General features: G+C 70.8%; 12 protein-coding genes. 6 read left to right on the top strand and 6 right to left on the bottom strand.

The window, feature by feature from the left end; genetic code table 11:
• Positions 1-161 precede the first annotated feature (161 nt).
• From HH310_RS11765 to HH310_RS11740, 6 genes are all read left to right on the top strand, one after another.
• Positions 162-1,055, top strand: coding sequence for an NAD(P)-dependent oxidoreductase (locus tag HH310_RS11765; protein WP_169175513.1), 894 nt, complete (start codon positions 162-164; stop codon positions 1,053-1,055).
• A 210-nt stretch (positions 1,056-1,265) separates the two neighbouring features.
• Positions 1,266-2,168: a GNAT family N-acetyltransferase gene (locus tag HH310_RS11760; protein WP_169175512.1), complete on the top strand. Its 903-nt coding sequence runs from the start codon at positions 1,266-1,268 to the stop codon at positions 2,166-2,168.
• Between the two features lie 34 nt (positions 2,169-2,202).
• Complete coding sequence (locus HH310_RS11755; RefSeq protein WP_169175511.1) at positions 2,203-4,197, top strand: hypothetical protein; 1,995 nt, start codon at positions 2,203-2,205, stop codon at positions 4,195-4,197.
• Positions 4,198-4,398: 201 nt separating this feature from the next.
• Entirely contained in the window at positions 4,399-4,710 is a 312-nt protein-coding gene (locus tag HH310_RS11750; protein ID WP_169175510.1) for a hypothetical protein, read from the top strand.
• Positions 4,711-5,615: 905 nt separating this feature from the next.
• Positions 5,616-6,116: a polyketide cyclase gene (locus tag HH310_RS11745; protein WP_169175509.1), complete on the top strand. Its 501-nt coding sequence runs from the start codon at positions 5,616-5,618 to the stop codon at positions 6,114-6,116.
• A 41-nt stretch (positions 6,117-6,157) separates the two neighbouring features.
• Positions 6,158-6,382 carry a hypothetical protein gene (locus HH310_RS11740; RefSeq protein WP_169175508.1) on the top strand — a complete coding sequence of 75 codons (225 nt, stop codon included), beginning with the start codon at positions 6,158-6,160 and terminating at the stop codon, positions 6,380-6,382.
• A 6-nt stretch (positions 6,383-6,388) separates the two neighbouring features.
• On the opposite strand, the gene HH310_RS11735 is transcribed toward HH310_RS11740, so the two are convergent.
• The 6 genes from HH310_RS11735 to HH310_RS11710 form a co-directional block, all read right to left on the bottom strand.
• Complete coding sequence (locus tag HH310_RS11735) at positions 6,389-6,823, bottom strand: VOC family protein (RefSeq protein ID WP_169175507.1); 435 nt, start codon at positions 6,821-6,823, stop codon at positions 6,389-6,391.
• A 23-nt stretch (positions 6,824-6,846) separates the two neighbouring features.
• Positions 6,847-7,512, bottom strand: coding sequence for a hypothetical protein (locus tag HH310_RS11730; RefSeq protein ID WP_169175506.1), 666 nt, complete (start codon positions 7,510-7,512; stop codon positions 6,847-6,849).
• 10 nt (positions 7,513-7,522) lie between these two features.
• On the bottom strand, positions 7,523-8,686 hold the full coding sequence (locus tag HH310_RS11725; RefSeq protein ID WP_169175505.1) for an ABC transporter permease: 1,164 nt from the start codon (positions 8,684-8,686) through the stop codon (positions 7,523-7,525).
• Positions 8,683-9,402, bottom strand: a complete 720-nt coding sequence (locus tag HH310_RS11720) for an ABC transporter ATP-binding protein (RefSeq protein WP_169175504.1) — start codon at positions 9,400-9,402, stop codon at positions 8,683-8,685. Before HH310_RS11720 ends, HH310_RS11725 begins: the two co-directional genes overlap by 4 nt.
• On the bottom strand, positions 9,402-10,418 hold the full coding sequence (locus HH310_RS11715; protein ID WP_169175503.1) for an efflux RND transporter periplasmic adaptor subunit: 1,017 nt from the start codon (positions 10,416-10,418) through the stop codon (positions 9,402-9,404). Before HH310_RS11715 ends, HH310_RS11720 begins: the two co-directional genes overlap by 1 nt.
• 85 nt (positions 10,419-10,503) lie before the next feature.
• Entirely contained in the window at positions 10,504-11,784 is a 1,281-nt protein-coding gene (locus tag HH310_RS11710; protein ID WP_169175603.1) for an efflux RND transporter periplasmic adaptor subunit, read from the bottom strand.
• Positions 11,785-12,056: the final 272 nt, after the last annotated feature.

Genomic DNA, 12,056 nt, shown 5'->3' with positions numbered 1-12,056 from the left:
GAGTGGTTCGGCGTGATCGACGGCACTACGCCTCGCGCGGTCCCAGACTCGAATAACCCGCCGGATATACAGCAAAAATCCGGATACTTGGCCTGGCAAGCACAAGCGCAGCATCCGCACCTCGCAACGGTGCAACGGGCGTACGACTCAAGGAGAGTGACATGACCACCCTGGTGACCGGTGGCTTGGGCATGATCGGCGCCCACACCGCCCGCGCACTGACCGACCTCGGCCACCGGGTGGTTGTCACCGCGCACCGAAACACCGCGGTCCCGTCCTTCCTGACCGGCCGCGTATCCGTAGAACCTCTCGACGTCACCGACCGCGACGCCTTCCTGGCCCTGGCCGACCGCCACGACATCGACGACATCGTGCACCTAGCCGGAGGCATCCCCGCCGACGACTCGATCACCTTCCTCCGCACGGAAACGACCGGCCTGCTCAACGCGCTCGACACCGCCCTCCACCGACGCGTTCGCCGATTCGCCGTACCCAGCAGCCTTTTCGTCTACGCCGGACGCCCCGAAACCCGCTGGCACGAAGACCTCGCCCTCCCCACGACCGAGGCACCGCACCTCATCGTAGCCTTCAAGAAATCCGCCGAACCCTTGACCACACACGGATTGCGGGGCAGCGGCGTCCACCCGCTCGTCCTCCGGATCGGCACCGTCTGGGGCCCGCTCGTCGACCCCGAGTCCCCGTTCTGCCACATCCCGCCGTACATCAGCGCCGTCCTCCGCGGCGAGCACCCCCACCTGCCCGACGCCTCGTTCGACAGCTGCTACGCCCCCGACGCCGGCCGCGCCATCGCCCTCCTGATGACCGCCCCCACGCTCGCCCACCACACCTACAACGTCTCCAGTGGCCACCCCGCCACCAACCGCGAATTCGCCGCCGCCCTGCAAGCCCCCGCTCCACCCGCGGCCGAACCAGCCCCACCCGGCCCGTACCTCGACATCACCCGCCTCACCAAGGACACCGGCTTCACCCCAGCCTTCGACGTCCGCACCGCGGTAGCCGACTACCTGGCCTGGCGCGCCGAAAACCCACGATGATCCGGTACGCCCACCCGCCTCCCACAACCGCACCACCCAGAACCCCGCCTCCGGCGGCTGCCGCCGCGATCCCGCCGCACCCTTACGCCTTTGCCGCGCCCGCCGGGCGCAGAGCGTCGCCATCATGCGATCATCGACAGCAGACAATGGACGGAGGCTTCTTCGCCGGCGACGAGTCCGTCCCGACGACCCTCTGAGCTGGAGAATGCCATGCCCGACGACCTGGTCCTGCGCCCGCTTTCCGGACCCGACGAGCTGGACCTGTTCAACCAGTTCCCGTACGTCCTCAACACCGAGGTAGCCGGCGACCTGGCAGCCGGACGCCGCCGCCCGCAATGGCTGTGGGTCGCCCTGCGCGGCGACCGCTTAGTGGCCCGAGCCGGATGGTGGTCACAGCCCGGCGACGAGCAACCGCTGCTGATGGACATCTTCGACTTCGACGGCGACCCCGACGACGCCGTCCGGCTGCTGAACGCGGCGCTTCCGCCCGGCACCACGCCACCCGAATACCGCCGCTTCCTTCCGCCGGACTGGCACGACCGGCCGCAGCCCGTCAACGCGGTGACGGCGGCGCTCGAACGTACCGGAGCAAAGCTTTTCGTCGAACGTCTCCGCCTGGAATGGCGCCCCGGCACACCCATCGCGGCCCCCGGCGGCCGGCTCACCTTCCGCCCGGTCGGCGACCCTGGCGAGCTCATCGACCTGATGACGCTAGTGCTGGACGGCACGCTGGACGCGCACAGCCGTGACGAGCTGACCCGGATGACCGCCCGCGAGTCCGCCGAGGAGCAGTACCGCGACGAGCTCGAGCGCTACACCAGCCCGCGCTCGTGGTGGCGGATCGCGACGCTCCCGGACGGCGAACCGGTCGGTTTCGTGATCCCCGCGCACAACGGCTACCACCCGATCATCGCGTACCTCGCGGTGCTCCCGGCCCACCGCGGCCACGGTTACATCCACGAGGTGCTCGCCATGGGCACCGGCATCCTGGCCGCGGAGGATGTGCCGCGGATCCGGGCCGCCACCGACGTGGGCAACGTGCCGATGGCGGCGGCTTTCGCCCGGGCCGGCTACGTCACCTTCGAACGTCAGATCGACATGACCTGGCGATGACGTCCGGCCGATGAGTCTGCCCTAGACTGCCGCGATGTTCGCTGGGCTGGACGACATCGACTGGGCCGCCATGAAACACGCGTACGGGCCGGCGGAGGAGATGCCGTCGCTGATCCGCGGGCTCGCCGACCCGGACCCCGCGGTGCGTGAGGAAGCGCTGGACGCCATGTACGGCGCGGTCCACCACCAGGGCGACGTGTACGACTGCACGGTCGCCGCGGTCCCGTTCCTGCTGGAGGCGTTGACCACGCCCGGGCTTCCCGGCCGGGGCAACGTCGCCGAGCTGCTGGCGAGCATCGGCGCCTACGAATGGTGGCCGCCCGCCTCGGACGGCCCGATGACCGGCCTGACCCGGCAGGCCCGCGAGCTGATCGCGACGGCCCTGCCCGCGCTGAGCGCCCTGGTCGACGACCCGGATCCGCAGCTCCGGGCCGGCCTGGCCCCGCTGCTGATCATCTGCGCCGAACCCCTCGCGGGCGACCTGCTCGCCGCGCGACTCGGCGTCGAGACCGACCCGGACGTACGCCGGGCCCTGCTGGACGCGTTGAGCCACCTCGGCGTCCGCACCGGCGACCCCGGCGTCACGGCCCAGCTGCTCGACATGGCGACCGCCGCACCCGACGCGTCCACCGCGGTCTCCGCACTGGTCGCCCTGGCCCGCATCGACCCTCACCTGGTTCCGGCCGGCGGGGTCGCCGCGCTGCTGGAGAGGGCCTACGCCGAGACGGCCGCACCGGCCCGGCCCGCCGGATTCACCACCGACACGCTGGTCGGCGCGATCCGCGCCGTGACCGAGCAGGCGAACGCGGCCCGCCGCGCCCCGCACGCCGCCCGCCTGATCGACTCGCTGACCGACGCCCTCGGCCCCCGGGTCCCCGAGCGGACCGCGATCCTGACGACGCTGCTCCGGTCGCCGCATCAGGACATCACCGCCGACGCCCTGTACGGAACCAGCAAGCTCATCGACCGCTGGCGTGGCGACCACGCCGAACTGGTCCGCTTGGTGGCCACCCACCTGACCCACCCGTTCCCGCGCATGGCCGACCACGCGGCGACGGCACTGAGCACCTGGGGCCCGCTGACCGCGCCGGTGGCCGACACGGTCGCCGCGCATCTCGCCGCCCTGGACGCCCGGCCATGGCAGGACGGCATGCCCGCCTGGACGATCCCGTACCACGACGCGCCCGGTCTGAACCCGGCGCTGGAGACGCTGGCCGAGCTCGGCGACCCGCGGGCCGTGCCGTACCTGCTGGCCGCGCTGCGCCTCCCACGGCTTCCGCGCAACGTCGGATACCTGCTGAGCCGGTACCCCGCGCAGGCCGAGACGATAGTTCCCGCACTGCTGCCGGCATTGCGCCCACGGCAAGAGGGCGAGCGCCCGCCACCCGAGTGGCACGGGATGCACGCCGCGCTGGGCGCGTTCGGCGCCGCGTCCGCCCCCGCGTTGCCGTGGCTACTGTCTCAGCCGCTGGACGACTCGCAGGCCCGCACACTCGGCCGCCTCGGCCCCGCGGCCGCCCCCGCCGCACCCCTCCTGCGACAAGCCATGACCGCCGACGACGCGGGGCTAGCGGTGGCCGCCGCCGAGGCACTGTGGTTTGTAACCGGCGCCGACGACGTGCTGCCGTCGCTGATCGCCCAGATCGCCGGCCCTTCCGGATACGCCGCCTTGCGGGCCGTCGCCGCCATGGGCGCGGCCGCCGAGCCCGCGACCGCGTCCGTGACCGCGCTGCTGGCCGACCCACAGCGGCGGCCTGACGCGGCCATCACCTTGTGGCAGCTCACCGGCGACACCGACCGTACCCTGCCGATCCTGGCTGCCACCTGGCAGGACAAGCCCACGAGACGCAACGAGATCGTCGCCCACGCCCGAGGCGCGCTCACCGCAGGCCTGGCACCGCTGCTGCGGGCAGAGCTTTCGGCACCCGCACGCCACGGCCTCACCGACACCGGCCGGTCCAGCCGCCAGGTGATAGACGACGAGCGCCTGCTGACCGCCTGCCGCGCCGCATTGGCCACACGCGCCTGACCCGGCAGCGTCCCGGGAATGACCGACAACGTGTCCGGCCACGATCCCTGCGATCCGCGGCAACGAAACCGTTCGCGGCGCCCGACGACATAGACAGGGCCGGGGTGAAGCTCACCTAACGCCCGACGGGGGAGAAGCCGTCACTGATCCGCAGGTTCGCGGACCCGGTCCGCCGCTCGCCGCCGTCGTTTGATGTGCAGGTTGGCTGGCCTGGTCTGCCGCGTGCTGCTGTGGCTGGTGTGCAGGTTGGCTGGCCTGGTCTGCCGCGTGCTGCTGTGGCTGGTGTGCAGGTTGGCTGGCCTGGTCTGCCGCGTGCTGCCGTGGCTGGTGTGCAGGTTGGCCGGTCCGGTCTGCCGCTTGCTGCCGTGGCTGGTGTGCAGGTTCGCCGACCCGGACCGCCGGTCGCCGCCGTGGTCAGGCCGCCACAGTCATCGCTTGGAAGCCACCACCCCGGCCGGCCGCCGCACCGACACCGACGCCGGGATGCCCGGCCGTGACGTGGCCGGCCGCTAGAGATCTTTCGCGTCAGAGGTCTCAGCGCTGATCGACTTGCCGCTGCGCCATCCGGTCCAGTCGACCTTGTTACTCGCTTCACCTGCGGGTCGGCTCTACCGATGGCAGCCCAGGTCGTCTCGTGGCTCGGCGGCCTGGGTGGCAGCGCTTTGGCTCGCGACGGGCATTCCCGTGCTTCGCCGACAGGGCCGCGTCAGCCTGCGCCCGCTGCCCTTAGAGTCCATAATGTGGGATCGGCGTCCATTGCACGGAACTGGCGCCCACATCGTGGCAGCGCGTCCGCAATGTGAGACATGAGTCCACAATAGAGCGTGTTTTCTCCACTTTCGCGCCCTTTATTCGGCGGCTTTCCCCGACGTTTCGTAGACCTTGGAGACTTATGGCTCGCATATGGGCGTAAGTCTCCAAGGTCTCAAGAAAGTCCAGAATGCGGCCAGGATCTCCACATAGTGGGATGGACGGACGAAGCGCGCGTCGACTTGCAGGCATGTGCGGTTCGTCGGTTATCTCGGCGGCGGATGTCGGTCGCGGGCTGGGGCTCGCGGGTTGCGGTTCGCGGGTTGTGGGTCGCCGCTCGCGTTGGGTCGCCGCTCGCGTTGGGTCGCCGCTCGCGTTGGGTTGCGGGTCGCGGACGCCGGTTCGTGGATGGTGGGTTGTAGATGGTGGGTTGTGAACGGTGGGTTGAAACAACAGAAAAAAGCCGAAAAATCGGGCGACGCGGGGGCGGGATGGACGCGGACACGCCCAGCGTGAAGGCGCGGAAGCCGGCGATGCTGAGGCCGACGCCGATTGTGGACGGCGGATTATGGCCGGGCACATTGTGGACAGTGGGTTGTGGACGGTCGACGTCTACCGTGGTCTGGTCCGCCGCACGTGAGCGGTCCTACCGGCGTACAAAAGGAGGGGTGATCGGGGATCGGTGGGGAGTGACCGACGGCGACATCGTGCGCCGCTACCCCTGCGACGACCTGGTGGCGTCGCCGGAGCTGCGGGTGTGGCGGGGCGTGCGGGTCGACGCGCCGCCGGAAGCCGTGTGGCCGTGGGTCGCGCAGATCAGGATCGCGCCGTACGCCTACGACTGGATCGACAACCTTGGCCGTCGCTCACCGCCGCAGCTGCTCGGCCTTCCCGAGCCGGAAGTCGGCGAGGCGTTCACCACGGCCGGTGGGCGGAAGCTGGGCCGGATCGTCTCGGTCGAGCCCGGGCGGCAGCTGACCGCGAGCATCATGGGCGGCTTCATGTCGTACGTGCTGGTGCCCGAGGCGCACGACGCGACGCGGCTGCTGCTCAAGGTGGTGATGCGCACCGGTCGCCTGACCGCGGCCGGGCTGTCCGTCGGCGATCTCGTCATGGCACGGCGTCAGCTGCTGAACCTGAAACACCTCGCCGAGCGCGCGGCCGCGTAAATCGGTGGCGTACCGGGGCGTCCGGCGGGGACGATACGGCGGTGCCGGTGCCGGAGGGGTTCACCTATCGCGTCCGTAAGAACGGGGACGTCGAACTGCTGCACCACGGTCGCGTCGCCACCGTGCTTCGCGGCGCCGCGGCGGCTCGCTTCCTCGTCGACGTGGAGAGCGACGACCCGCAGGAGCTGATGGCCCGCCTCACCGGAAACTACAAGCACGGCAACGAGCGGACCGCCAAGAGCCACCCACGTAACCGGCGCCGATAGGGCCGCTCAGTCGAGGCAGAACTCGTTGCCCTCGACGTCCTGCATCACGAGGCACGACTCGTTGAACTCGTCGGCACGCAGGAGCCGCACCCGGGTCGCGCCGAGCGGCAGCAGTCGCGCGCATTCCGCCTCGAGCGCGGCCAGGCGCTCGTCACCCACGAGGCCGGTGCCGACGCGTACGTCAAGATGGACCCGGTTCTTGACGACCTTGCCTTCGGGAACGCGCTGGAAGAACAGCCGCGGCCCGACCCCGGTGGGATCCATGCAGGCGAACGCGGCACCCTGACGCTCCGGCGGCTGCGACCGCTCGAACTCGTCCCAGCTGGCGAAGCCCTCGGGCGGCGCCGGCACCACGTAACCCAGCACCTCGCACCAGAAACGGGCGACGCGCTCGGGTTCCGCGCAATCGAAGGTGACCTGGACCTGCTTTACCGACGCCATCACTCCACCCTATCGGCGGGGGATCAGGAGACGGTGACCGCGGTCGCGGTGACGGTGCCGTCGGCCGCGGTGCTGCCCTGGATGGTGACCGGGCGGCCGGGCTTGAGCTTCGCGATGGTCACGCTCTGCCGCATCCTGGTGGATTCGGCGATTTTGACCGTACGGGTTCGGCCGTCCGTGGTCCGTATCGTCAACGCGTTCGTGGTGACCGATTTGAGCATGCCGGTGGTCTCCTGGATGTCGGTGCCGGCCGGTGGGGTGAAAGCCGGTGCCGGGATGGCCTGGCTCGCGCCGGACGAGTCGGCGGCCGGCTTTCCCCACGTCTTCTGTACCTGCACCCCGCCCAGGAAGCCACCGGCCAGCAGCACCGCCGCGAACAGCCAGGGCGTCGCTCGGTTGCGCCACTGCCGCGGTGCGGCGGCCCGGAGCCGCGCCGGAAGCTCGTCGTCGTGCGGCGTTTCCGCCTCGGCGGCGGCGGTCGGCAGGGCTTGGGTGTCGCGCTTCGAGCCGGCGCCGGCATCCGAGCGATCGTCGCTGCCGGGCTTCGCCTCCGCGTCCGTGCCGGGCTTCGCCTCCGCGTCCGTGCCGGGCTTCGCCTCCGCGTCTGTGCCGGGCTTCGCCTCCGCGTCTGTGCCGGGCTTCGCCTCCGCGTCCGTGCCGGAATCCGAATCGGTGTGCGTCTTGCTCATGACTGCGCTCCTATTCGTAGCGAAGTGCGTCGATCGGCCGCAGTCGCGCCGCCCGCGCGGCCGGCAATCCACCGAAGAACAAACCGATCACCACCGAAACGCCCAGCGCCAGCGCGACCGAACCGGGCACCACGATCGGCGTGACCCCGGCAATGCTGAATCTCGCCGCGATCAGCGCCGCGGCCACGCCCAACCCGCCACCGAGGAAACTGAGCAACGTCGCCTCGATGAGGAACTGCGTCAGAATCGTCCGGCGCGGCGCCCCGAGCGCTTTGCGAATCCCGATCTCACGAGTCCGCTCGGTGACCGTGACGAGCATGATGTTCGTGGTGCCGATACCCCCGACCAGCAAACTGATCGCCGCCACCGCACCCAGCAACGTGGTGAACGTATCCGCGGTCCCGGCCTGCGTGTCGAGAAGCTGCTCGGCGCTGCGAATCCGATATCCCGCCGGCACCCGCCGATCGAGAATCGTGGTGATCTGCGCTTCCGCCGCCCCGACCTTCGGCGAATCGGCGGCCTCGACCAGGATCGAGCTGAGCGTCCCGTACCCGGTGAGCACCTGCCGCACGGCCGTTATCGGCGCGATCGCGGTGTCATCGGCGTCCGAGCCGCCGACCGAAGAGCTTTTCTGCGCCAGTACGCCCGTGACGGTGAACAACGCCCCGCCCACCGTGACTTGCTGACCGATCGCGTCCGTACCCGGAAAGAGCGAATCGGCGACGGTCTGCCCGATGACCACCACCCTGCGGCCCTGAGCATTGTCGTCGGCACCGAAAACGGCTCCCGCCGACACCGGGCTGTTGGTCGCCGCGAAATAGCCCGGCGTGGTCCCGACGAAGGAGCCGACATCGTACGAGGTGCCGCCGTACGCCACGGCGGCCGCCGCACTCACCACGGGCGACACCGACTTCACGTCCGGCGCGAGAACCGGATCGACGAGGGCGTCGGCCACCCCCATGGTCAGCCCGCCGGCTCGCGAACTGACGGTCAGCGTGTTCGTGCCGAGCGCCGCGATCTGGTCGCTGACCGCCTTCGCCGACCCGTTCCCGACCGCGACCAGCAGAATCACCGCGGCCACCCCGATCAGGATGCCCAGCATCGTCAGCGACGACCGCAGCTTGTTCGCCGCCACCCCGCGCAGCGCGAACCGGACGATCTCGGCGATGTTCACAGCGCGTTCGCCTCCGCGTGCCGCCCGGCCGGCCGTTTCGGTTCGTCGCTGCGGATCTGCCCGTCGAAGAGCTTGATCAGCCGGTCGGCACGCGCGCCGACATCCGGCTCGTGGGTGATCAGCACGACGGTCCGGCCGGCCGCCTTGAGCTCGTCGAACACGGTCAGGATGTCCTCGGTCGAGTGACTGTCGAGATTGCCGGTGGGCTCGTCGGCCAGGATCAACGCCGGCTGCGTGACCAGCGCACGCGCCACCGCGACCCGCTGCTGCTGCCCGCCGGAGAGCTGATTCGGCTCGTGGTCGGCCCGATCGGCCAGCCCCACCAGCTCGAGCGCCCGCATGGCACGCTCCCGTCGCTCCCGCGCATGGATTCCCGCGTACGCCAGTGGGAGCTCGACATTGGCCCGTGCGGACGTACGGGGAATGAGGTTGAAGGCTTGGAAGACGAACCCGATGAGCCGGTTGCGGACGAGCGCGAGCTGCCGGTCGGAAAGGCCGCTGACGTCGACGCTGTCCAGCAGGTAGCACCCGCCGGACGGGATGTCGAGGCAGCCGAGGATGTTCATCAGGGTGGATTTGCCGGAGCCGGACGGGCCCATGATCGCCACGTATTGGCCTCGCTCGACGGCGAGCGACACCCCGCGAAGCGCGTGCACCCGGGTGTCACCCTCGCCGTACACCTTGGTCAGAGCGCGTACCTCGAGAACCGGATGCATCAGGGCGGCCCTCCGCCCTGCGGCACCACGACCTGCTCACCCTCGGCGAGCCCGGAAGTTATCTCGTACGCGGAATCGCCCTTCACACCGACCCGCACCGCTCTGGTCTCGGTGGTTCCGCCCGCGCCGAGCACGCCGACCGTGTACCGGCTGCCGCTGACGGCGACCGCGGCCGCGTTCACCATGAGCGCGTTGCGGGCCGTCCCGGTGGTCACGCTGACGGTCACCGACTGGCCGGCCCGGGCCCCCGGCGGCAGCGATCCGATGCTGGTCGTCACGCCGTACGAGACCACGCTGTTGCTTGTCGTGGCCGACGGATCGACCGCGAGGACCTCGCCGTTCGCCGTCGCCCCGTGCAGCGCGCTCCAGGTGATCGCGGCGGTCTGCCCGGCCTTGACCCGCGTCGCGTCCGCCTCGGCGAACGCCGCCACGACCTGCAACCGGGTCAGGTCGGCGATCTCCACGAAGCCCGGCGACGCCGCATTGGTGTTCACGGACGACCCCACCGTGCCGTTGAGCGAGGTGACCGTGCCCGTCATCGGAGCGGTGAGCGTCGTGCCGTCGACACCCGCCTGAGCCGCGTCGACGGCGATCTGGGCGGTCGCCAGCTCGTTCCTGGCGGCGTCGGTGCCGGCTCCCGTCGCTCGGTTCACGGCATCCTGCGCCGCGGTCCGGTTCGCCTTGGCGAGATCGAGGGCTCGCTGCGCCGCCGCCGCGTCGACCTGGGCCAGCAGCTGGCCCTTGGTGACCTTGTCGCCCACCTTCACGGAGACCGCGGTGACCGTGCCGCCCGTCCCGAAGTTGGCGATCGCGCTGGTGACCGGCTCCAGACTCCCGTCGGCGGACACCGTGGCCGTCACGATCCCCCGGCCCACGGTGACGGTCCGCGCCCCGGACGCCGCCGCGCTCGTGACCGCCCCGTCCGCCCGGACCTGCACGGTTGCCCAGCCCGCAGCGCCCAGCGCGAGCGCAGCCAGGAGGAGATTGACGAGAAAACTAGGGAGAAGCCGAGCCACACACCATGATTACCGCCTCTTAGGCGCGATAAGGGCAAAAGCCACAGAAAAGGGCCATCCGGATGTGGCTTCTGCCGAGCGGTCGCTACCAGGATCGGACCACGAGCTCGCCGGCCGTCAGCCCCGAGGTGATCTGCGTGTACTGATCGCCGCGCAGCCCGACGCCCACCCGCCTCTCGCTGCCCGCCACCCGCACGGTCCCTTTGCCACCCCCGGCGTCGTGCACCGCGGTCGAGGGCACCCGCAGACTCTCCGCCACCCAGTCGGTGGTCACCTCGACGGCGGCGCTCTGCCCCGCGAGGAGCCCGGCCGGCTGCTTCCCGAAGACCAGCATCACCCCGTACGTGACCAGCGTGCCGTCCGCGACCCCCACCGGATCCACCTGCACCACGGACGCCGCGAACTTCTCACCCACCCGGCCGGCCAGCGTCACGGTGGCGTTCTGCCCGACCGCCAGGCTCCCGGCGTCCGCCTCCGGAAACGCCGCCGACACCCGCATGGCGTCCGCATCGGCCAGCGTGATGAACGTGGCCCCTTTGCTGACGTTCGCGCCCACCTTGCCCGCGACCGCCATCACGGTCCCGGCGACGGGCGCCGTGATCGTGGTCCCGGCGAGCGCGACGCGCGCCTCCGCCAGCGCGTACCGCGCCTGGTTGACCTGCGTCTGCGCGACAAAGGTGGCGTCCCCGGCAGCCGACGCTTCGGCCCCACCGCCCTGCCCGCCGGTGCCACCCGCGGCGGAGGCGGCACCAATTACCGTCGTTGACGTCGTCCCGGACACCGAGAGTGGGGGGTTGGGCGCAGCCTCCGAGGCCGAGGACGCAGCGTGGGCAGTCGCCGCGGTGGCAGTCGAAAAACCTGCCACCGCCTTCGCTGCAGCCAACGGGGCCGCCGCCTTTGCTGCAGCCGACGCGGCCGCCGCCTTTGCTGCGGCCGACGTGGAGGCAATCGAAGTCTCCGCAGCCGACGTGGCGGCAGCCGTCTTTCCCGCAGCCGCCTTTGCCTCGGCCGATTTGGCCGCGGCGAGCCGATCCTCCGCTTCGGACAGCGACTCTTTGGCTTCGGCAACCGAGTCCACGGCATCGGCATCGTCGACGAATGCCAGCACAGCCCCCTTGGCCACGCGTGACCCGGCCCGGACACCAACCGACTTCACCGTGGCATCAACCGCGAACGACAGCGCGCGGATAGCCGCAGGCTGCACGGTCCCGGTCGCAGCCACCGCCGCGGTCACCGCCCCGGTGCCAACAGCAACCGTCGCGACCGGCTCGGCGGCGGGTTTCCCGTTCTCATCGCGCACCACCCACGCCGCCACCCCGGCTCCGGCAGCCACCACGACGAGCCCGCCCGCCACCCACTTCTTCATCACGGCCGCCGCCCGGCCCACGCCACGGCAGCCGCCACCCACGACGCGCCGCCGACCCGACTTGCCTGGCTTGCGTCACCGAGCCCGCCGACGTTGTTCCCGCCGCCCGGTGTGGCACCGCCTGCGAGTGCCGGCCCATCGTCGCCCGATCCGGCAGCGGCCGGCGCAGCCAAGGCGGGGTCGTCGAAGAACCCGGCGAAAAGCCGGCGGCGGCGAATGGGCAAGGCGCGCACGAAGACTCCTGTTGGGCAACAGATCCGGTCAGCACTGCT

The organism is Actinoplanes sp. TBRC 11911, assembly GCF_012933445.1.
In the GTDB taxonomy this organism is placed as follows: domain Bacteria; phylum Actinomycetota; class Actinomycetes; order Mycobacteriales; family Micromonosporaceae; genus Actinoplanes.
Note: the sequence above shows the minus strand (reverse complement) of the source record. Positions and strands in the feature narration are given on the sequence as shown.